This is a genomic window from Allobosea sp. CS1GBMeth4 (assembly GCF_900185715.1).
Lineage (GTDB): Bacteria > Pseudomonadota > Alphaproteobacteria > Rhizobiales > Beijerinckiaceae > Allobosea.
Map to the genome: position 1 here is coordinate 1 of NZ_FYAS01000010.1, position 20071 is coordinate 20071.

Consider the following 20071-nt stretch of genomic DNA (forward strand, 5'->3'; position numbering starts at 1 on the left):
ATGGCCGGTCTCCAGCGGAGGTTTGCCTTGGGTAAGCGGCGATTGGGACGGAATCAGGTCAGGATTACGGGCGAAGCTGGCCTGTGACGGGCATCGGCCCGAACGAGACGGAGAAGCAAGGCATGCGGCCAGCCTGGGCGATCGGCCTGATGACCGGAACGGTCCTCGACGGCAATATCGATATCGCTGCGATCCGTACAGATGGCGAGGCGGTCGCCGAGTTCGGACCCTGGCGGCTCGCGCCCTATCGCGAGGAGGTTCGGGCACTGCTGGCGCAGGCCGTGCAGGCCGCGCTCGCCTGGCGCTTCGAGGGACCGGAGCCGGCGATCTTCGCCGCCGCCGAGCGGGCCCTGACCCTGGCGCAGGCGGAGGCCGTCGCGGATTTCCTCGCCGGCGAGGGCATCGGCGCGGGCGAGGTCGCCGCCATCGGCTTCCACGGGCAGACGGTGCTGCACCGCGCGCCGACCCGGGAGCGCAAGGGCGACACCCGCCAGCTCGGCGACGGCGCCTTGATGGCGCGCCAGCTCGGCATGGACGTCGTCTACGACTTCCGCACTGCCGATGTCCGCGCCGGCGGTCAGGGCGCGCCACTCGTCGCGAGCTACCACGCCGCGCTGATGCGCAGCATCGGGGCCGGGCCGGAGACCGCCGTGCTCAATCTCGGCGGCGTCGGCAATCTCAGCGCCTTCGCCGATGCGACCCACATGCTCGCCTTCGACACCGGCCCGGGCAATGCGCCGCTGAACGACTGGATCAAGCAGCACGGCAAGGGCGAGATGGACCGCGACGGCGCCTTCGCGAGGGCCGGCCGCGTCGACGAGGCGCGGCTGGCGCGCTTGCTCGAACACCCCTATCTCGTCGCGCCCTATCCGAAATCGCTCGACCGGCACGATTTCACCGCCGCCATGGCCGAGGGGCTCGCCTTCGAGGACGGGGCCGCGACGCTCGCCGCCTTCACCGCCGGCGCGGTCGGGCGCGGACTCGACCTCCTGCCGGCCCGGCCGCAAAGGCTGATCGTCTGCGGCGGCGGGCGACGCAATCCGGCGATCATGGCCGAGCTCAATGCCCGCACCGGCGCCGAGGCCGTTCCGGCCGAGGCGGTCGGCTGGCGGGGCGACGCGATCGAGGCGGAGTGCTTCGCCTTCCTCGCCATGCGCCGCAAGGCCGGGCTGCCGATCAGCTTCCCGCTGACCACCGGCGTGCCGGAGCCGATGACGGGGGGGCGGATCGCGAGCGCCGGATCCGATCAGACCGAAGCGACCTGATCGGAACGGGCTCCAGCGGCGTTGACGGCGCGCCCCGGGAAGGGTTCAAGGGCGTCATGAGCAAGTTCGCCTTCGAGCCCCTCGCGATCCCGGCCGTGGTGCTGATCAGGCCGAGGAAGTTCGGCGACGCACGCGGCTACTTCATGGAGACCTGGAACCTGGAGGCCTTCGCCGCCGCCGGCATCGGCGCCGCCTTCGTCCAGGACAATCAATCGCTCTCCGCCGCGCGCGGAGTGGTGCGCGGCCTGCATTTCCAGGCGCCGCCGGCGCCGCAGGCCAAGCTGGTGCGGGTGCTGCGGGGCGCGATCTTCGACGTCGCGGTCGACATTCGCGCGGGATCGCCGAGCTATGGCAGATGGTGCGCGGCGACGCTCACCGCCGAGGGCGCCGAGCAGATCTTCGTGCCGCGCGGCTTCGCCCATGGCTTCTGCACGCTCGAGCCCGACACCGAGGTCGCCTACAAGGTCGACGGCCCCTATGCCCCCGAGACCGAAGGCGGCCTCGTCTGGAACGACGCGCGGCTTTCGATCGACTGGCCGGTCGCACCGGGCGAGGCGCAACTCTCCGGCAAGGACGCCGTCCTGCCCGGCTTCGCCGACTTCACCAGCCCGTTCCACTACGAGGACTTCGCGTGAAGCGCTATCTCGTCACCGGCGGCGCCGGCTTCATCGGCTCGGCCGTGGTGCGCCATCTGATCCGGCAGACGCCGCATCAGGTGCTGGTCGTGGACAAGCTGACCTATGCCGGCAATCGCGACAATCTGAGCTCCGTCTCGAACGATCCGCGACTCGGCTTCCTGCGCGCCGATATTGGCGACCAGGCGGCGATGCGGCAGGCCTTCGCCGAGTTCGCGCCCGACATCGTCATGCATCTCGCCGCCGAGAGCCATGTCGATCGCTCGATCGACGGCCCGGCCGCCTTCGTCGAGACCAATATCGTCGGCTCCTTCGTGCTGCTGCAGGAGGCCCTGCGGCATTGGCGCGCGCTGCCCCCGGGCGGGCAGGCGAGTTTCCGCTTCCACCAGATCTCGACCGACGAGGTCTTCGGCTCGCTCGGGGCGGAGGGGCTGTTCAGCGAGACCTCGCCCTATCAGCCGAACTCGCCCTATTCGGCCTCGAAGGCGGCTTCCGACCATCTGGCCCGGGCCTGGCACCACACCTACGGCCTGCCGGTGGTGCTCTCGAACTGCTCCAACAATTACGGGCCCTATCACTTCCCCGAGAAGCTGATCCCCTTGATGATCCTCAACGCACTCGAGGGCAGGGAGCTGCCGGTCTACGGCTCGGGCGCCCAGGTGCGCGACTGGCTGCATGTCGAGGACCATGCCCGCGCGCTCGCGCTGATCGCCGAGAGCGGGCGCATCGGCGAGAGCTACAATGTCGGCGGCGGGGCCGAGCGCAGCAATATCGAGGTGGTGCGGGCGATCTGCGCGCTGATGGACGAGCTCGCGCCCGATGCCGCGATCGGCCGACGCGAAAGCCTGATCCGCTTCGTCGCCGATCGGCCGGGCCATGACCAGCGCTATGCGATCGACGCCTCCAAGATCGCGCGCGAGCTCGGCTGGCGGCCGCTGGAGAGCTTCGAGAGCGGGCTGCGCAAGACGGTCGCCTGGTATCTGGAGAACCGCGACTGGTGGAGCCGGATCCGCTCGGGAGTCTATCGCGGCGAGCGGCTCGGGACAGGCTGAGGGCGTCCGCGCCTGCGACCTGGCGCCGCTATCACCCGCTTGTCATTGGCTTTTCCCGATCAGAACGGGCATCTGATCGGCATGATCGCGACGAGCCTCCCGCGCCGGGCCGCCATCCGGCTTCTGCAACGCGCCGTCATGGCGCTGGCCCTGCTGGCGCCCGCGCCTCTGCTCGCCGCCGAATCCGCCGCCGTGACCTCGCCGCGGGTCGCCGCCACGCTGCTGTCGAGCCGCGACGCCGTCGCTCCGGGCGAGCGCTTCCAGGTGGCGCTCGTCCAGAAGATCGCGTCTGGCTGGCATACCTATTGGCAGAATCCCGGGGATTCCGGCGAGGCGACGCGGATCAACTGGACGCTGCCGGAGGGCGCGAGCGCCGGCGCGATCCAGTGGCCGGCGCCGAAGGCGCTGCGGGTCGAGCCGCTCGTCAATTTCGGCTTCGAGGGCACCGTGCTGCTGCCGGTCGAGATCGCCGTCCCCGCCACGGCCAGGCCGGGCGAGACATTGACGCTCTCGGCCAAGGCGAGCTGGCTCGTCTGCGAGAAGATCTGCATTCCCGAGGAGGGCACGTTCAGCCTCGACCTGCCGATCGCCGCGACCAGCGCGGCCGACGCGGATGCAGAGGCGCGGATCGCGCAGGCGCTTGCCGCCCTGCCGAAGCCCGCCGGCTTCACCGGCAGGCTGACGGCGAAGGGCGAGGACAAGCTCGCGCTCGCCCTGCCCGGCCTGCCGGCGGAGGCGAGCGACGTCCGCTTCTTCCCGATCCTCGACACGCTGATCGAGCATGCGGCGGAGCAGCCGATCGCGGACGGCGCGCTCACCCTCAACCGCTCGAGCGCCTTCAAGGTCGCGACGCCGACGATCGAGGGCGTCGTCACCTTCGCGGAGGCCGGCGCGAGGCGCGCGCTCGCGCTCAGCGCCGAGGTCGAGCCCGCGCTGCTGCAGGCCGCCGCCGCCCCGGCGCAGCCGCCGGCGAAGGTGACGCTGCCGCCGGCCCCGGCCGAGGACCTGACGCTCGTCCTGGCGCTGGCCTTCGCCTTCGCCGGCGGGCTGATCCTCAACCTGATGCCCTGCGTGCTGCCGGTGCTGTTCATCAAGGCGCTCGGCTTCACGCAGCTCGCGCAGGCCAGCCGCGGCGCGGTGCGCCAGCAGGGCCTCGTCTTCCTCGCCGGCGTGCTCGCCACCTTCTTCGTCCTGGCCTGCCTGGTGATCGCGCTCGGCGCCGGCTGGGGCTTCCAGCTGCAATCGCCGCCGCTCGTCATCCTGCTCGCCGCGCTGATGACGCTGATCGGCTTCAACCTGATCGGCGCCTTCGAGATCGGCGGCAGGCTGCAGGGCATGGGCGACGGGCTCGCCAGCCGCGGCGGCCCGCTCGGCGCCTTCATGACCGGCGTGCTCGCCGTGGTGGTGGCGACCCCCTGCACCGCTCCCTTCATGGGCGCGGCGATGGGCTATGCGCTGACGCAGCCGCCGGCCGCGGCGCTGGCGATCTTCATGGCGCTGGCGCTCGGCTTCGCCGCCCCCGTCGTCGCGCTCTCCTTCGCGCCGGGACTGCTGCGGCTGCTGCCGAAGCCCGGCCGCTGGATGGTCGTGCTGAAGCAGGCCTTCGCCTTCCCGATGTTCGCGACCGCGATCTGGCTGATCTGGGTCGCGACCATGCAGGCCGGCGCCAACGGCGCCCTCGCCGCGCTCGTCGCGATCTTCGCCGCCGGCTTCGCGCTCTGGCTGATCGGCGTGACGCGCGGGGGCGGCCGGGGCTCGCGCATCGCGGCAGGCGCCGCGGTCGTCCTGCTCGTCGCCGCGACCTCCGGCTTCGTGATCGAGAGCGCGACGCCGTCGGCCCAGCCGGCGGCGCAGGCCGGTCCCGACGTCTGGTCGCCGGCGCGTGTCGCCGAGCTGCAGGCGCAAGGGCGGCCGGTCTTCGTCAATTTCACCGCCGCCTGGTGCATCACCTGCCTCGCCAACGAGCGCGTCGCGCTGTCGCGACAGGAGGTGAGGGACGCCTTCGCCAGGCTCGGCGTCGCCTATCTCAAGGCCGACTGGACCAATCGCAACGCCGTGATCGCGGCGACGCTGGCCGAGCACGGGCGCGCCGGCGTGCCGCTCTATCTGTTCTACCCCGGGACGAAGGGCGCGCAGGCGGAAGTCCTGCCGCAGTTGCTGACGCCGGAGACGGTGGTCGGCGCGGCGGCACGCGCCGCCGGGCGCGAGGTGAAGACGGCGGCGGGCCGATCATAAGCAGGGCGCTGGGAACCCTCGCCTTCCAGGAGAGGGGCTCTCTGTCGCGGCTCTCCCGCGCTCACGCCTTCCCCAGCCTGACGCCGCTTTCCGCGTCGAAGACGTGGACCTTGTCGGGATCGACGGAGATCCAGAGCCGGCCGGCCTGGGCCGCGACCTCGCCGGTCGCCGCCTGCATGACGAAGGGCTTGGCCGCGAGCTGGCCGTGGAAGAGCTGGGTCGCGCCGAGCTCCTCGATGAACTCGACATCGAAAGGCAGCGAGCCGGCGGCGCCTTCCGAAGCGATCTCGATATCCTCGGGCCGCAGGCCGACCTCGACCGCCGTACCGGTGGGCAGATCCTCGCGCAAGTCGCGCGCCTGCAGGATGGCGTCGCCGAGCGCGATGATGCCGGCGCCGTCGACCTTGGCCGGCAGCAGGTTCATCGGCGGCGAGCCGATGAAGGTCGCGACGAAGCGGCTCGCCGGCTTGCGGTAGACCTCCGAGGGCACGCCGATCTGCTCGACCTGGCCGCCATTCATCACCACCAGCTTGTCGGAGAGCGTCATCGCCTCGACCTGGTCATGGGTGACGTAGATCGCGGTGACGCCGAGCGCGCGCTGCAATTTCTTGATCTCGACACGCATCTGCACGCGCAATTTGGCGTCGAGATTGGAGAGCGGCTCGTCGAACAGGAAGACCTGCGGCTTGCGCACGATGGCGCGGCCCATGGCGACGCGCTGGCGCTGGCCGCCGGAAAGTTGGCGCGGCCGGCGCTGCAGGAAGGGCTCGATGGCGAGGATGCGGGCGGCTTCCTGCACGCGCTTGTCGATCTCGTCCTTGGGCGTGCCGCGATTGCGCAGGCCATAGGCCATGTTGTCGTAGACGCTCATATGCGGATAGAGCGCGTAGTTCTGGAAGACCATGGCGATGTCGCGGTCGGCCGGCTCGACCTGGTTGACGACGCGGGCGCCGATCGCGACCTCGCCGGCCGAGATCGTCTCCAGCCCGGCGACCATGCGCAGCAAGGTCGACTTGCCGCAGCCGGAGGGGCCGACGAGCACGCAGAAGCCGCCATCGGGGATGTCGAAGGAGACGCCCTTCACCGCCTCGACGCCGCCGGCATAGATCTTCTTGACGTTGTTGAGCGTGACCTGAGCCATTGGCGGGCTACTTCTCGGTTTCGACGAGGCCCTTCACGAAGAGCCTCTGCATGGCGATGACGACGAAGACCGGGGGCAGCATGGCGAGCATGGCGGTGGCCATGGCGAGCTGCCATTCGGTCAGGGCGTCGGAGGTGGTGATCATCTTGCGGATACCGATCACGATGGTCTGCATCGAGTCCTTGGTCGTGATCAGCAGCGGCCAGAGATACTGGTTCCAGCCATAGATGAACTGGATGACGAACAGCGCCGCGATCGTCGTCAGCGAGAGCGGCAGCACCGTGTCCCTGAAGAACTTGAACGGGCCGGCGCCGTCGATCTTCGAGGCTTCGAGCAGCTCGTCCGGAATGGTCATGAAGAACTGCCGGAACAGCAGCGTGCCGGTGGCCGAGGCGATCAGGGGCACGGCCAGGCCCTGATAGCTGTCGAGCATGCCGAGATCGGAGACGATCTTGAAGGTCGGGAAGATGCGGACCTCCACGGGGAGCATCAGCGTGACGAAGATGATCCAGAAGGCCGCCATCCGGAACGGGAAGCGGTAGTAGACGATGGCGTAGGCCGAGAGCACCGAGATGAAGATCTTGCCGAGCGCGATCGCCATCGCCATCACGAAGGAGTTCAGCATCATGCTCGCCACCGGCTCGCGCGTGGAGCCCGAGGTGCCGACGAACAGGATGCGATAGTAATTGTCGAAGAAGTGCGGGCCGGGATAGAGCGGCAATTGCCCGTTGATGATGGTTGCGTTGTCCCAGGTCGAGGCGACGAAGGTCAGCCAGACCGGAAAGGCGACGATCAGCACGCCGATCGTCAGGATGAGATAGGCGATCGCGTCGCCGAGGCGGCGGTCCTCGACCATCAGCCCTGCCCTCCGCGGTCGTTCAGAAGCTTCGCCAGCGCCTCCGCCGCGGCATCGAGGAAGGCCCTGCCCTTCTGCGCCGTCGCCTTGCGGGCATCGCCGATCACGCCGGTCTGCGTCATCTCGCGGAAGGGCTGGTAGCGGCCGACGGTCGGGCGGGTCAGCGCGGTGAGGTCGGCGCCCAGCATGCCGAATGCTTCCGGCAAGCGGTCCTGCCGAACCGTCTCCGGCGCCAGGACCATCATCAGCGAGGTCTCGACCTCGCAGGCGTGGAGGACGCTGACCTGGTCGTCCATGAACGGCGCCATCGCCTCCTGCGCCAGCAGGAAATAGGTGGTGGCGCGGATCTGGAGCGAGGTCTCGCGGGCGAAGTCCGGCAGGAAGGCGGCGAGCGCGGCGATGTTGCCGCCATGGCCGTTGACGATGACGACGTGGTGGAAGCCGTGGCGCTCCAGGCTCTTCAGCAAAGCGAGCAGCACGGCGCGATAGGTCGGGATGTCGAAGGTGAAGGTGCCGCCGAAGGCCATGTGGTGCTCGGCCATGCCGCACCACAGGGTCGGCGCGACGACGACCTCGGCATCGCCGGCGCGCTCGGCCGCGAGCTTGCAGACGCCACCGCACAGGATGGTGTCGACACCGACGGGCAGGTGCGGCCCGTGCTGCTCCATCGAGGCGACCGGCAGCACGACGACGGCGTCCCGCGCCGCCTTCTCGCGCAGTTCCTCGGCGGTGAGTTCCTGCCAGAGCACGGAGGCCATCAGTAGGTCACCTTGCGCTCGATGAAGCGGAACTGGAAGGCGGTCATGGCGATGACCATGGCGAGCAGGATCACCGACTGCGCCGCCGAGCCGCCGAGATTGGTGCCGCCCTTGCCGTCGGAATAGACCTTGTAGACCAGCGTCTCGGTGGCGCCCGAGGGGCCGCCGCCGCTGACCGTGTCGATGATGCCGAAGGTGTCGAAGAAGACGTAGACGAGGTTGACGACGAGCAGGAAGAAGGTCGTCGGCGAGAGCAGCGGGAAGACGATGGTCCAGAAGCGCCGCATCGGCCGGGCGCCGTCGATCACCGCGGCCTCGATCACGCTCTTCGGGATCGACTGCAGGCCGGCGAGGAAGAACAGGAAGTTGTAGGAGATCTGCTTCCAGGTCGCCGCCAGGATGACGAGCGCCATCGCGTCATTGCCGTTGAGGCGCGGATTCCAGAAGATGCCGAGGCTGTGCAGGCCGCGGGCGAGCATGCCGAGCGAGGGATCGAACATGAAGATCCAGAGCACGCCGGCGATGGCGGGGGCGACCGCATAGGGCCAGATCAGCAGCGTCTTGTAGATCTCGGCGCCGCGGATCTGCCGGTCCGCCATCACCGCGAAGAGCAGCGCCAGCGAGAGCGAGAGCAGCGCGACGAAGACAGAAAAGATGCCGGTGTTGAGCAGCGCCTTGTAGTATTCGGGCTTGGTGAAGAGGTCGCGGTAATTCTCGAGCCAGACGAACTCGGTCGAGATGCCGAAGGCGTCTTCCAGCAGGAAGCTCTGCCAGACGGCCTGGCTCGCCGGCCAGTAGAAGAAGACGATGGTGATCGCGAGCTGCGGCAGGAGCAGCAGCAGCGGGATCGTCAGCCCCTTGAAGTGAGCGTATTTCTGCATGCGGTCTCAATCGCGGCCGTCATCCCGGCCGCAGCGCAGCGGAGCGCCGGGATCCATCGTAGAGCGCGGAGGCCTCCGATGGATCCCGGAGCGGCCTGCGGCCGTCCGGGATGACGGGGAGTGCTTCATTCGGGATCAGCGGGCCGCGGTGCGCTCGAACTGGCGCAGCGCCTGGTTGCCGCGCTCATTGGCCGCGTCGAGCGCCGCCTTCGGCGTCTTCTGGCCGTTCAGCGCCGCCTCGATCTCCTCCGACCAGATGTCGCGGATCTGGACCAGGCCGCCGAAGCGCACGCCGCGGGAGTTGTCGGTCGGCTCCTTGTTGTTGAGCTCGAGCAGCGGGGTCTCGAGATAGGGGTTCTGCTTGTAGAAGCCGGAGGCCTTGACCTTCTCATAGGCCGCCTTGGTGATCGGCAGATAGCCGGATTCGGTGTGCAGCTTCACCTGCCGGTCGACATTGGACAGGAAGGTGAAGAACTTGGCGACGCCCTTGTACTCGTCGGCCTTCTTGCCGCCCATGACCCAGAGCGAGGCGCCGCCGATGATCGAGTTCTGCGGCGCGCCCGGGACGTCCGGGTAATAGGGCATCGGCGCGTTCGACCAGTCGAACTTGGCGTTGGCCTTGACGTTGCCGAAGAAGGCCGAGGAGGTCAGGAAGAGCGGGCATTCGCCCGAGGTGAAGCGGCCTTCGCCGGTATTGGTGCGGCCGGAATAGGAGAACACGCCGTCCTTCTGCAGGTTGGCGAGATTGGTCAGGTGCTTGACGAAGAGGTCGCCGTTGATGCGGAATTCGGTGTCGAAGCCGTCGAAGCCGTTGGCCTTGGTGCCGACCGGGACATTGTGCCAGGCGCCGAGCTGCTCGATGTTGGCCCAGGTCGTCCAGGCGGTGGAAAAGCCGCATTTGTCGAAACCGGCGCCTTTCAGCTTCTTGGCGGCCTCGAACACCTCGGGCCAGGTCTTCGGCGGCGTCTCGGGCAGGCCGGCCTTCTTCAGCGCGTCCTTGTTGTACCACATCACCATCGAGGACGAGTTGAACGGGAAGGACAGCATCTCGCCCTTCGTCGTCGAATAGTAGCCGGTGATCGCCGGCAGATAGCTCTTCGGGTCGAATGTTTCGCCGGCTTCCTTCATCAGGTCCTGCACCGGCTTGATCGCGCCCTTGGCCGACATCATCGTCGCGGTGCCGACCTCGAAGACCTGCAGGATGTGCGGGGCGTTGCCGGCGCGGAAGGCGGCGATGCCGGCGTTCAGCGTGTCGGGATAGGAGCCTTTGTAGGCGACGACGATCTTGTAGTCCTTCTGCGAGGCGTTGAACTCCTCGGCCAGCTTGACGACGACGTCGTTGTTGGCGCCGGTCATGGCATGCCACCACTGGATCTCGGTCTGAGCCAGAGCCGGCGAAGCGGCGGCGAGCGCGAACGTGCCCACCGCGGTCAGGGTCTTCAGTCTGATAGTCATGGCTTGCTCCCTCGCTGCCCCCGGTCGACGCGGGCGTTCTTGTCGTTGGTGCGCAAGCTAGCATGAAGCCGGGGCGACAGTTCAATGACAAAACGATGACATTTGCGCCCCGCTGTGGACGCACATCGGCGCACTTGCGATTTCCTGCGGAAGCGGCTGTTCTCCGTCGTCCTGTACACTGCACACAGCCGGATCAGCCATGCCCTCGCTCTCGCTCACGCCCGCCGACACCCTGCCCGCCGACGCCGACCGCGCCGCGCTGGCCGGCCGGGTCTGGCGGCCCGATCTCGCCGGCCCGTCCGTGGTCAGGCTGGAGGGCGAGCAGGTGATCGACATCACCGCGGCCTTCCCGACCATGCGCGATCTCTGCGAGACCGTCGATCCGGCGACGGCGCTGCGCGCCGCGAGCGGCGAGAGCCTCGGCTCGCTCGCCGACCTCCTCGCCAACACGCCGGCCGGCGGTCGCGACGACGGCAGGCCCTGGCTGCTGGCGCCGGTCGACCTGCAGGCGGTCAAGGCCGCCGGCGTCACCTTCGCCGTCTCGATGCTGGAGCGCGTCATCGAGGAGAAGGCGCGCGGCAACCCGGCCGCGGCGGCCGAAATCCGCGCCGAGATCGGCAAGCTGATCGGCGACGACCTCTCCAGGCTCAAGCCCGGCTCGCCCGAGGCGATGCGGCTGAAGGAGGTGCTGATCGCCGAGAACAGCTGGAGCCAGTATCTCGAGGTCGGCATCGGGCCGGACGCCGAGATCTTCACCAAGGCCCCGCCGATGTCGGCGGTCGGCACCGGCGCCGATGCCGGCCTGCACCCGGGCTCGAGCTGGAACAATCCCGAGCCCGAGATCGTGCTGGTCGTCGCCTCGGACGGCCGCATCGTCGGTGCGAGCCTCGGCAACGACGTCAACCTGCGCGATGTCGAGGGCCGCTCGGCGCTGCTGCTCGGCAAGGCCAAGGACAACAACGCGGCCGCGGCGATCGGCCCGTTCATCCGCTTCTTCGACGGCGATTTCTCGCTCGACCATGTCCGCAGGACGACGGTGAGCCTCACCGTCGCGGGCGAGGACGGCTTCACGCTCGAAGGCTCGTCCTCGATCGCGAAGATCAGCCGCGACCCGGCCGACCTCGCCGCCCAGATGATCGGGCCGCATCATCAGTACCCGGACGGGGCGGTGCTCTATCTCGGCACCATGTTCGCGCCGATCAAGGACCGCGACGCGCCGGGCGGCGGCTTCACCCATAAATACGGCGACGTCGTCACCATCTCGGCGCCTGAGCTCGGCGCTCTGGTCAACCGGATGCGCCGCACCGACGAGTGCGAGCCCTGGCGCTTCGGCGCCTCGCATCTGATGCGGAACCTCGCCAGGCGCGGGCTGCTGTGACGCGGCTGTCCTATATCGACTACCACACTTGCGGCGAGCCGGTGCGGATCGTCACCGGCGGCTATCCGGAGCTGACCGGCGCGAGCATCCTCGACAAGCGCCGGCAGGCGCGCGAGGAGCATGATCATCTGCGCCGCGCCATGATGCTGGAGCCGCGCGGGCATGACGGGATGTACGGCGTCATCCCGGTGGTGGCGAGCCATCCGGAAGCGGCCTTCGGCGTGCTGTTCACGCACAACGAGGGCTATTCGACGATGTGTGGCCACGCGACGATCGCGCTCGGCCGCTATGCGATCGAGCGGGGGCTGGTGGCCGCCGTCGCGCCGGTGACGCGCTTCGCCATCGAGGCGCCCTGCGGGCTGCTGCGCCTCGCCTGCGAGGTCGAGACCGGCGAGGACCGGCGGTGGAAGGTCGGTGCGGTCAGCTTCGAGAGCGTGCCGGCCTTCGTCGAAGCGCGAGATCTCACCGTCGCGGTGCCCAGCCTTGGCCGGGTGATCACCGACATCGCCTATGGCGGCGCCTATTACTGCATCCTGCCGGCCTCGCGCTTCAGTCTCGACCTGATGCGGACCCCGGTCGAGGCGATCGTCACGGCGGCGAGCGCGCTGACCGACGCGGTCCGGGCGAGCCTGAGCATCACGCACCCGGCCGAGCCCGATCTCGGCTTCCTCTACGGCACGATCGTCACCGACGAGGCCGGGCCGGACCAGGACAGCTTCAATCTCTGCGTGTTCGCCGAGCGCCAGATCGACCGCTCGCCGACCGGCTCCGGCGTCACCGCCCGGATGGCGCTCGACCACGCCAAGGGGCTGATCCAGGCCGGGCGGAGCCGCAGGATCCGCAGCATCACCGGCGGCACCTTCACCGGCCGGGTGCTCGGGCCGGTCGACGGGCCTGCTCCCTCCGCGGTCACGGTCGAGGTCGGCGGGCGGGCGCACCTGGCCGGCGAGGGCAGCTTCGTCATCGAGGCGGGGGATCCGCTGCGCCACGGCTTTTCGCTGCCGAAGCGCTTCGCGGAGGTCGCCGGATCCGCGGCGGACCGGGCGGGCTGACGGCACGGGCTGGCGCAGGACGCCCGGCGGGCGGGGCGCCTATCCACGGGGCATCGGTATAAGGTCGCGAATTCCGGCGGGTGCTGGCGTTCCCGGTCGAGGTAAACCCGCTTTTCATCTTGCCGGGAAGGGGCGTGGTAAGATTCTTCTGCCACCTTTCCGTGCATGACGATGGAACGAGCCATGAGCGTGAGCACCGACCGGCCGACCAGCGCGGGCGTCGGAGAGGACCTGGCCGCGGCCCGGCCCTGGGCCAGCCCGACGCCATGGCTCGTCGCCTTCACCGGCCTCGTCCTCGCCGCCCTCATCCTGCCGCTGCGGCTGCCGCTCGGCCCGCATTACTGGGACACCGCGGTCTATTTCGACGCGGCCCAGCGCATCCGCGAGGGCCAGGTCCCGAACATCGACTTCTTCGCGCCGGTCGGCCCGCTCGGCTACTATCTCGTCGCAGGGCTCGACCGGCTGTTCCCGAACGCGCATCCGCTGCTGACGGCGAATTGGGGCCTGCTGCCCGTCACCCTGCCGCTAATGGCGCTGCTCGTCTTCCATGTCGCGCAGCGCTCGCGGGGGCTGGCGCTCGCGCTGCTGCTGCCCTTCCTGCTCTTCGCCTCGCTGCCGATCAACCTGCACGACCTCTATCCGCTGCCCGGCTTCGACGGCTACGGCCACTACAACCGGCATGTGGCGCTGCTGCTCTATGTGCTGGTCGGCGTGCTGATGTTCTCGCGGGAGCGGGCGCTGACGACCTGGCTGGTCGCGGCGCTGATGCTGACGCTGTTCCTGGTCAAGGTCACCGGAGCCGTCGCCGGCGCGATGCTGGTCGGCTATGCCGTGCTGACCGGGCGGATGCGCCTGCGCGAGGCCTGCCTCGCCGCCGCTGCGGTGATCGGCCTCCTCGCCTCGATCGAGCTCGCGAGCGGCGGGCTGATCCGGGCCTATGTCGACGACATCCTGATCATGCTCAGGCTCAACACGGGGGCGCTGCTGCCGCGCTTCGTGACAGTCGCCTCGTTCAAGTTCAACGTGATCGGGCCGACGCTCCTGCTCCTCGGCCTGCTCGTCTACGCCGCCTGGCGGAGGCGTGCAGCAGGGCCCCTCGCCCTGCTGCAGGAGATCGCCATCTCGCCGGCGGGCTGGCTTGCCGTCGCCCTGCTGGCGCTGACCTTCTTCGAGACGCAGAACACGGGAAGCCTCGAGTTCATCGGGCTGTGGCCGATCCTGCTCGCGCTGCTCCTCGACTGGCGCCGGAGCCAGGACCGCCTGCGGCCGGCAGTCGTGCTGCTGCTCTGCGTGGTCTCGATCCCGTCTGCGCTGATCTTCATCGAGCGCAGCGCCCGCGCCGGCTTCAGCTCCCTGATCTACCGCCCGCTCGATGTCGACGGGCTCGGCAAGCTCGGACGGATCAGCGTCAAGCGCGAGATCGCCGAACGGGCGCCGATCATGCTGGAGCACTACGCCACATACCGGCCGGCCTATGCCGAGCTCGCGGCGAAGGGGCAGCAGCCCTCGCTCATCTTCTATTCCGAGATCGACTATCACGCGACCTGGCTGCTGGAGATCGAGCAGGGCCTCAAGGCGATCAAGGCCTGGGAGCACGCCGGCAAGCGGACCCTCAACGGGTTCTTCACGCTCGATTTCGTCGACATCTTCAACCGCCTGCTCGATCGGCGGCCGCCGCGCCACGTCCCGATCGGCATCGATCCGGAGCGCAACAATCCACAGCTCGAGGCGCAGATGCTCGAGCAACTGCGGCAGGTGGATGCGATCCTGGCGCCGAAATGCCCGGTCGCCCCGGCGCGCGAGATCCTGCTCAGGCACTTCGCCAAGGCGCTGGAGGGCCGCAGCAAGGTCGCGCTGGCGCCCTGCTGGGACATGTATCTCAGGCCCTGACCGGACGCCGGACGCGATCAGCTCCGGCCGACCCCGTCGGCGCTTCCGTCACGGGCCCGCATTCGCGGCGCGCTGCGACAGCGCGGTCTCGACCGCGTGCCTGAGATCGCGCGCCGCCGCCGCGATATCGCCGCCGCCGAAGAGCGCGCCGATCACGGCGACGCCGTCGGCGCCGGCGGCGATCACCGACGCGGCGTTGCCTGCGTCGATCCCGGCGATGGCGCCGACCGGCAGGGTGCCGAGCGCGCGCGCCGCGGCCCGGCGCAGCGCGGCGAGGCCGTCGAGGCCGAGCGGCGCATCGGCATTGTCCTTGTGAGCGGTCGGGAAGACGCCGCCGATGCAGGCATAGTCGATCCTGGCCGCGGCGAGTTCGGGCAACTCGCCCTCATGCTTCAACGTCGCGCCGATGATGGCGCGCGGCCCCAGCAGGCGGCGCGCGTCGACGAGCTTCATGTCGTCGGCGCCGAGATGGACGCCGTCGGCGCCGGCGGCCAGCGCGACGTCGACACGGTCGTTGACCAGCAGCGGCACATTGGTGCCGTGCAGGGCCGAGCGTATGGCGCGGGCCTCGCGCACCATCTCGCGCGTCGTCTCGGCCTTGGCGCGGAACTGGATCAGCGTCGCGCCGCCCTCGACGGCGGCGCGCGCCATGTCGGCCATGGAGCGGCCGTTGGCGATCTGCGGATCGACGATGCCGTAAAGCGTGATGTCGACGGTCACCGGTGCGTCCCCATCCTGTCGGCCAGCGTCGCCGCGTCCATCGCCGCCACCGCATCGACCAGTTCGACCTCGAAGCTGCCCGGGCCGCGGCAGCGTTCGGCCGCGATTTCGCCGGCGATGCCGTAGGCGGTCAAGGCCGCCGCCGCCGCCACGGCCCTGTCGGCCTCCACGGCGCAGCAGGCCGCGATCAGCGCCCCGGCGGCGCAGCCGATGCCGGTGACCCGCGTCATCAGCGGATGGCCGTGCGCGACGGAGAAGCTCACCGTGTCGCTCTCGACCCGGTCGACCTTGCCGGTGGTGACGCGGGTGACGCCTCGCGCGGCGGCGAGCTCGAAGGCGAGCGCGGCCATCTCGGTGGCGTTGCCGCGCACCAGGGTACCCGGCAGGCGCAGCACCTCGCGCGCGATGTGCCGGCGCAGGGGCGAGAGCTCGACGAAGACCGGGTCGAAGACCAGCGGCTTGCCGCGGTCACGCGCCGCCTCGAGCAGCTTGGGGATGGCGAGCTCGCTCTCGGCGTTGATCGTGCCGATATTGATCAGGATCGCGCCGGCGCCCTCCGCCATCGCCGCGACCTCGTCGACATGGATCGCCATCGAGGGGATCGCGCCGAAGGCGAGCAGCATGTTGGCGGTGATGTTCTGGGCCACCGTGTTGGTGAGGCACTGCACGCGCGGGCGGATTTCCGCCACGCGCGCCAGAACGGCCGCGACGCGGGTCGCGTCGAGCCGTTCCGCAGCCATGACGGTGCTCATTCCGCCGCCGGCAGATAGAGATTGCCGCCCTTCTTCAGGAATTCCTCCGATTTCGCGGCCATGCCCTGCGACGCCATGGCTTCGAGCGCCGCCCGCTCATTGTCGCCCATCGCCTGAACCTCGGCGCGCAGGTCCTGGGTGATCTTCATCGAGCAGAATTTCGGCCCGCACATCGAGCAGAAATGCGCGACCTTGTGGGCGTCCTTCGGCAGCGTCTCGTCATGGAAGGCGCGCGCCGTATCGGGGTCGAGCGCCAGGTTGAACTGGTCCTCCCAGCGGAAGTCGAAGCGGGCGCGGCTGAGGGCATCGTCCCTGATCTTCGCGGCGGGATGGCCCTTGGCGAGGTCGGCGGCATGGGCGGCGATCCGGTAGGTGATGACGCCGGTCTTGACGTCGTCGCGATCGGGCAGGCCGAGATGCTCCTTCGGCGTGACGTAGCAGAGCATGGCGCAGCCGAACCAGCCGATCATCGCCGCGCCGATGCCGGAAGTGATGTGGTCGTAGCCCGGGGCGATGTCGGTGGTCAGCGGGCCGAGCGTGTAGAACGGCGCTTCACCGCATTCCCGCAGCTGCTTGTCCATGTTCTCCTTGATCTTGTGCATCGGAACGTGGCCGGGGCCCTCGATCATCACCTGGCAGCCCTTGTCCCAGGCGACCCTGGTGAGCTCGCCCAAGGTCTCCAGCTCGGCGAACTGGGCGCGGTCGTTGGCGTCGGCGATCGAGCCGGGACGCAAACCGTCGCCGAGCGAGAAGGAGACGTCGTAGCGCCGCATGATCTCGCAGATCTCGTCGAAGCGCTCGTAAAGGAAGCTCTCCTTGTGATGCGCCAGGCACCAGCGCGCCATGATCGAGCCGCCGCGCGAGACGATGCCGGTGACGCGGCTGGCGGTCAGCGGCACGTAAGGCAGCCTGACGCCGGCATGGATGGTGAAATAGTCGACGCCCTGCTCGGCCTGCTCGACGAGGGTATCCCTGAACACCTCCCAGTCGAGCTTTACGGGATCGCCGCCGACCTTCTCCAGCGCCTGGTAGATCGGCACCGTGCCGATCGGCACCGGCGAGTTGCGCAGGATCCAGGAGCGGATGTTGTGGATGTTGCGGCCGGTGGAGAGGTCCATCACCGTGTCGGCGCCCCAGCGGATCGCCCAGACCAGCTTCTCGACCTCCTCGGCGGCGCCGGAGGTCACGGCGGAATTGCCGATATTGGCGTTGATTTTGACCAGGAAGTTGCGGCCGATCGCCATCGGCTCGAGCTCGGGATGGTTGATATTGGCCGGGATGATGGCGCGGCCGCGGGCGATCTCGTCGCGCACGAATTCGGGGGTGACGAATTCGGGCACGGCGGCGCCGAAGCTCTCGCCGTCGGCATGGCGCTCGCGGGCGCCCTCCAGCATGGCGGCGCGGCCGAGATTCTCGCGGTGGGCGACATAGATCATCTCGGGCGTGACGATGCCGGCCCGGGCGAACTCGTACTGCGTCGCCATCTGGCCGGGCTTGGCCTCGAGGATCGGCCGCTGCGCCGGGCAGGCCGGGACGAGGTGCTCCTCGCCGATATTGCCGTTGTCGGCGGCGGTGACGGCACGGCCGGGAACGCGCGCGAAGCCGCGGGCGTCGAGCCAGGCGCGGCGTGGCTGCGGCAGGCCGGCGTTGAGATCGATCTTGGCGTCGGTCTCGGTATAGGGGCCGGAGGGGTCGTAGATGCGCACGGGCGGCTCGGCCTCGCTGGTGAGCACCACCTCGCGGAAGGGCACGCGCATGTCGGGATGGTCCGGCGCCGCGACATAGATCTTGCGCGAGCCGATGATCGGGCCGGTCGTCACCGTCTGCGGTGCGGCCTTGACGCCGTTCTTCTGCGGCTTGGCGTGGGCGTTCATGTCAGGATCTCCTCCCGTTTCAGGTTCAGGAGATCCGGGGCGTCTGACGGTCCAGTCGCTGTCTGCGGCTCTGGCGAAGCCGCGTTCCAGTCCCTCCGCCGGTATGACCCGGATCAGGTTCGACGGGTTCGGCTCATCGCCATCTCAGCCCTTGCGAGCACCCCTCGGAACGGGGCGGAGGTTAGAGCCGTCGCGAGCGCCGCGCAACCGGCAAAGGACCACGCTTCGGCGCCGCGCCGGCATGCGCCGCGGGCATCGCGGGACACGCACGGTCAGGCGGAGATGTCGAGATTGCTGCCCTGCCCGGCCGGGAGCAGGGCCTTCTGCCGCTCGCTCGCCTGCCGGAGCAGCGCGACCAGCGCCTGCTCGGACTCGGCGTTCTGCTTCAGCATTTCGATTTGCACGGCCTGCCGCGTCGCAGCCGTCCTCATGCCGACCAGGCTTTGCGCGATCGCGACCGAGACTTCGCTCATGACGGGCTCCTCGCCGCGAGCCTTAGGCGACGATCCTTATCCAAATCTGAATCGAACGCCGCGAAGCTGGAGCATGCGAAGAACTGGCAATGGCTTTTCGCGTCCAACATTCTCTAAACGATTGGAATCGCTCACGTTATCTGCATTTGGACGATTCGTCCAAATGCAGCGTGATCTAGCGGGTCGGCGCCATGATCGGCGGGACGGGTTTGGGCATCGGCACCTCGCGGTTGGGCTCGGGCGCGGCCGAGCGGTCGCGCGCCAGCCGGTCGCGCTCCTGCATCGCCCGGGCGCGCTCGCCGTCCGGCCGGGCGTTCTGGGCCTCGCCGGCATTCGGGGCCATCGGAACGCCCGGCGCGCGCTGGCGCTGCATCGTCGCCTGGCCCTGCTGCGGAGCCGGCGCCGGCTGGGCGGCGGCGGCGTCCGCGAGGACCATGCCGGCGAGGACCGGGCAGATCAGGAGCCAAGGGCTGTTTCGCATGGCGGCCTCCTTTCCGGCGGGGGGGCCGACCGGAGCGGCCCGAACCGACCTGACGAGGCAACCCCGGGCGGGACGCCAGGTTCCCGCCCGGTCCGTCGCCGCCGTCAGCGGGCGTTCTGGCCGGTGAGCAGCGGCGTGATCCGGCGCAGGGTCACGCGCCGGTTCTCGCGCGCCGCATCCTGCGTCTGGATCTTGAGATACTGCTCGCCATAGCCCTGCGTCGTCAGGTTTTCCGGCGGCACGCCGAAATCGCGGGTCAGGATCTCGGCGACGGACTGGGCCCGGCGATCCGACAGCGACAGGTTGTCGACGTCCGAGCCGACCGCGTCGGTATGGCCCTCGACCATGAAGACCTCGTTCGGAGCCCGCTCGACCGCCTGGCGCACGGCCTGCGCGATCACCCGGAGCCGCCCGGCCTGGTCGGAGGTGACCGTCCAGGAGCCGGAGTCGAAATTGATCGTGTCGATGTCGACGCTGCGCATATGGGCGCGCAGATCGGGCGAGTAGCGGACCTCGTCGAGCGTGTAGCGGCGCGGCACCGGCGCGATCGGCGGGGCGGGGATCGTCTCGTAGATCAGCCGCTCGTCGGCCTGCTCTGCATCGACGATGTAGCGCTCGCGCGGGATGCGCAGCGGCGGCGGCGGCAGCTCCACCACCTCCTCGGCGAAACGCGGCCGCGGCCCGTCGCGGCGGACATTGTCGATCATCACGAACTCGCCGCCGTCGCGCTCGCGCCGCGAGCGCCGCAGCAGCCTGCCTTCGGAATCGGTCACGGTCACGATCTGGGTGCCGTCCGGGCGGTTGTAGATCGTCACCGTCTCCTCGCCGCGCCGCTCGCTGCGCGTGTCGAGGCCGAGATCGCGGAAGCGCTGGGTCTCGTCGTGGCGGATGACGGCACGGTCGTCGTCGCCGCGGATGATGGTGCGTCCGGGCTCGCGGATGATGGTGACATCGCCTTCGCGACGCTCCTCGCGCCGGCGGCGGACCTCGTCGAGCCGATCCGCGCCCTGAGTCGCCATGATGCCGCCGATCGCGGCGGCGCCGAGGCCGATGGCAGCCGCGCCGCCGAGCCCGATGCCGCCGCGGCGGCCCTGCCGGTCAGGCATGGGCTGGCCGGCCTGACCCGGGGACGGCGCCGGCGACTGGACCTGGCCGGGCGCGGCGCCCGGCTGC

Annotated in this window: 18 protein-coding genes and 1 riboswitch; of the genes, 7 read left to right on the forward strand and 11 right to left on the reverse strand. The window is 69.4% G+C overall.

From position 1 onward, the window contains the following. Nucleotides 1-122: 122 nt before the first annotated feature. The 4 genes from CS1GBM4_RS05705 to CS1GBM4_RS05720 all read left to right on the forward strand — a co-directional run bounded on the left by CS1GBM4_RS05705 (nucleotide 123) and on the right by CS1GBM4_RS05720 (nucleotide 5187). Nucleotides 123-1265, forward strand: a complete 1143-nt coding sequence (locus tag CS1GBM4_RS05705) for an anhydro-N-acetylmuramic acid kinase (protein WP_186417735.1) — start codon at nucleotides 123-125, stop codon at nucleotides 1263-1265. Between the two features lie 56 nt (nucleotides 1266-1321). Then, nucleotides 1322-1900 carry a dTDP-4-dehydrorhamnose 3,5-epimerase gene (gene rfbC, locus CS1GBM4_RS05710; protein WP_186417736.1) on the forward strand — a complete coding sequence of 193 codons (579 nt, stop codon included), beginning with the start codon at nucleotides 1322-1324 and terminating at the stop codon, nucleotides 1898-1900. Then, the gene (rfbB, locus tag CS1GBM4_RS05715; protein ID WP_186417737.1) at nucleotides 1897-2952 is read left to right on the forward strand and encodes a dTDP-glucose 4,6-dehydratase; all 1056 of its coding nucleotides are present in this window, start codon (nucleotides 1897-1899) and stop codon (nucleotides 2950-2952) included. The genes rfbC and rfbB overlap by 4 nt, the downstream gene beginning before the upstream one ends. A gap of 81 nt (nucleotides 2953-3033) precedes the next feature. Further along, nucleotides 3034-5187, forward strand: coding sequence for a protein-disulfide reductase DsbD domain-containing protein (locus tag CS1GBM4_RS05720; protein ID WP_210201537.1), 2154 nt, complete (start codon nucleotides 3034-3036; stop codon nucleotides 5185-5187). Nucleotides 5188-5248: 61 nt separating this feature from the next. Here CS1GBM4_RS05720 and CS1GBM4_RS05725 read toward each other — a convergent pair whose 3' ends face one another. The 5 genes from CS1GBM4_RS05725 to ugpB all read right to left on the reverse strand — a co-directional run bounded on the left by CS1GBM4_RS05725 (nucleotide 5249) and on the right by ugpB (nucleotide 10278). Then, complete coding sequence (locus tag CS1GBM4_RS05725) at nucleotides 5249-6328, reverse strand: sn-glycerol-3-phosphate import ATP-binding protein UgpC (RefSeq protein ID WP_186417738.1); 1080 nt, start codon at nucleotides 6326-6328, stop codon at nucleotides 5249-5251. Nucleotides 6329-6335: 7 nt separating this feature from the next. Then, entirely contained in the window at nucleotides 6336-7184 is an 849-nt protein-coding gene (gene ugpE, locus CS1GBM4_RS05730; RefSeq protein WP_186417739.1) for a sn-glycerol-3-phosphate ABC transporter permease UgpE, read from the reverse strand. Beyond that, the gene (locus CS1GBM4_RS05735; protein ID WP_186417740.1) at nucleotides 7184-7942 is read right to left on the reverse strand and encodes a creatininase family protein; all 759 of its coding nucleotides are present in this window, start codon (nucleotides 7940-7942) and stop codon (nucleotides 7184-7186) included. The genes ugpE and CS1GBM4_RS05735 overlap by 1 nt, the downstream gene beginning before the upstream one ends. Next, nucleotides 7942-8823 carry a sn-glycerol-3-phosphate ABC transporter permease UgpA gene (ugpA, locus tag CS1GBM4_RS05740; protein WP_186417741.1) on the reverse strand — a complete coding sequence of 294 codons (882 nt, stop codon included), beginning with the start codon at nucleotides 8821-8823 and terminating at the stop codon, nucleotides 7942-7944. The genes CS1GBM4_RS05735 and ugpA overlap by 1 nt, the downstream gene beginning before the upstream one ends. Before the next feature lie 135 nt (nucleotides 8824-8958). Next, a complete protein-coding gene (gene ugpB / locus CS1GBM4_RS05745) occupies nucleotides 8959-10278 on the reverse strand; it encodes a sn-glycerol-3-phosphate ABC transporter substrate-binding protein UgpB (RefSeq protein ID WP_186417742.1) in 1320 nt (439 codons plus the stop codon). 199 nt (nucleotides 10279-10477) lie between these two features. Between ugpB and CS1GBM4_RS05750 the strand changes: the two genes are divergently transcribed. From CS1GBM4_RS05750 to CS1GBM4_RS05760, 3 genes are all read left to right on the forward strand, one after another. Then, entirely contained in the window at nucleotides 10478-11656 is a 1179-nt protein-coding gene (locus CS1GBM4_RS05750; RefSeq protein ID WP_186417743.1) for a fumarylacetoacetate hydrolase family protein, read from the forward strand. Next, on the forward strand, nucleotides 11653-12708 hold the full coding sequence (locus CS1GBM4_RS05755; protein ID WP_186417744.1) for a proline racemase family protein: 1056 nt from the start codon (nucleotides 11653-11655) through the stop codon (nucleotides 12706-12708). The genes CS1GBM4_RS05750 and CS1GBM4_RS05755 overlap by 4 nt, the downstream gene beginning before the upstream one ends. A 183-nt stretch (nucleotides 12709-12891) precedes the next feature. After that, nucleotides 12892-14598 (forward strand): hypothetical protein, encoded by a 1707-nt coding sequence (locus CS1GBM4_RS05760; RefSeq protein WP_186417745.1) that lies wholly within the window; start codon nucleotides 12892-12894, stop codon nucleotides 14596-14598. Between the two features lie 48 nt (nucleotides 14599-14646). Here CS1GBM4_RS05760 and thiE read toward each other — a convergent pair whose 3' ends face one another. The 6 genes from thiE to CS1GBM4_RS05790 form a co-directional block, all read right to left on the reverse strand. After that, the gene (gene thiE, locus CS1GBM4_RS05765) at nucleotides 14647-15318 is read right to left on the reverse strand and encodes a thiamine phosphate synthase (protein WP_186417746.1); all 672 of its coding nucleotides are present in this window, start codon (nucleotides 15316-15318) and stop codon (nucleotides 14647-14649) included. After that, a complete protein-coding gene (locus CS1GBM4_RS05770) occupies nucleotides 15315-16058 on the reverse strand; it encodes a hydroxyethylthiazole kinase (RefSeq protein WP_210201538.1) in 744 nt (247 codons plus the stop codon). The genes thiE and CS1GBM4_RS05770 overlap by 4 nt, the downstream gene beginning before the upstream one ends. Nucleotides 16059-16066: 8 nt before the next feature. Then, nucleotides 16067-17944 (reverse strand): phosphomethylpyrimidine synthase ThiC, encoded by a 1878-nt coding sequence (thiC, locus tag CS1GBM4_RS05775; protein ID WP_186417748.1) that lies wholly within the window; start codon nucleotides 17942-17944, stop codon nucleotides 16067-16069. A gap of 72 nt (nucleotides 17945-18016) precedes the next feature. Next, nucleotides 18017-18119: riboswitch (TPP riboswitch) on the reverse strand. A 97-nt stretch (nucleotides 18120-18216) separates the two neighbouring features. Beyond that, complete coding sequence (locus CS1GBM4_RS05780) at nucleotides 18217-18417, reverse strand: hypothetical protein (protein ID WP_186417749.1); 201 nt, start codon at nucleotides 18415-18417, stop codon at nucleotides 18217-18219. Nucleotides 18418-18592: 175 nt separating this feature from the next. Further along, entirely contained in the window at nucleotides 18593-18898 is a 306-nt protein-coding gene (locus CS1GBM4_RS05785; RefSeq protein ID WP_186417750.1) for a hypothetical protein, read from the reverse strand. Nucleotides 18899-19002: 104 nt separating this feature from the next. After that, the coding region (locus CS1GBM4_RS05790) for an OmpA family protein (protein WP_186417751.1) at nucleotides 19003-20071 on the reverse strand (1069 nt) is incomplete at its 5' end.

What these genes read in the sequence shown, in the direction of transcription:
- CS1GBM4_RS05785 (WP_186417750.1), bottom strand. Translation starts at nt 18,898, where the DNA reads ATGCGAAACAGCCCTTGGCTCCTGATCTGCCCGGTCCTCGCCGGCATG.
- CS1GBM4_RS05720 (WP_210201537.1), top strand. Translation starts at nt 3,034, where the DNA reads ATGATCGCGACGAGCCTCCCGCGCCGGGCCGCCATCCGGCTTCTGCAA.
- CS1GBM4_RS05705 (WP_186417735.1), top strand. Translation starts at nt 123, where the DNA reads ATGCGGCCAGCCTGGGCGATCGGCCTGATGACCGGAACGGTCCTCGAC.
- CS1GBM4_RS05725 (WP_186417738.1), bottom strand. Translation starts at nt 6,328, where the DNA reads ATGGCTCAGGTCACGCTCAACAACGTCAAGAAGATCTATGCCGGCGGC.
- ugpB (WP_186417742.1), bottom strand. Translation starts at nt 10,278, where the DNA reads ATGACTATCAGACTGAAGACCCTGACCGCGGTGGGCACGTTCGCGCTC.
- ugpE (WP_186417739.1), bottom strand. Translation starts at nt 7,184, where the DNA reads ATGGTCGAGGACCGCCGCCTCGGCGACGCGATCGCCTATCTCATCCTG.
- ugpA (WP_186417741.1), bottom strand. Translation starts at nt 8,823, where the DNA reads ATGCAGAAATACGCTCACTTCAAGGGGCTGACGATCCCGCTGCTGCTG.
- CS1GBM4_RS05735 (WP_186417740.1), bottom strand. Translation starts at nt 7,942, where the DNA reads ATGGCCTCCGTGCTCTGGCAGGAACTCACCGCCGAGGAACTGCGCGAG.
- CS1GBM4_RS05770 (WP_210201538.1), bottom strand. Translation starts at nt 16,058, where the DNA reads ATGGCTGCGGAACGGCTCGACGCGACCCGCGTCGCGGCCGTTCTGGCG.
- thiC (WP_186417748.1), bottom strand. Translation starts at nt 17,944, where the DNA reads ATGAACGCCCACGCCAAGCCGCAGAAGAACGGCGTCAAGGCCGCACCG.
- rfbC (WP_186417736.1), top strand. Translation starts at nt 1,322, where the DNA reads ATGAGCAAGTTCGCCTTCGAGCCCCTCGCGATCCCGGCCGTGGTGCTG.
- CS1GBM4_RS05780 (WP_186417749.1), bottom strand. Translation starts at nt 18,417, where the DNA reads ATGAGCGAAGTCTCGGTCGCGATCGCGCAAAGCCTGGTCGGCATGAGG.
- CS1GBM4_RS05750 (WP_186417743.1), top strand. Translation starts at nt 10,478, where the DNA reads ATGCCCTCGCTCTCGCTCACGCCCGCCGACACCCTGCCCGCCGACGCC.
- CS1GBM4_RS05760 (WP_186417745.1), top strand. Translation starts at nt 12,892, where the DNA reads ATGAGCGTGAGCACCGACCGGCCGACCAGCGCGGGCGTCGGAGAGGAC.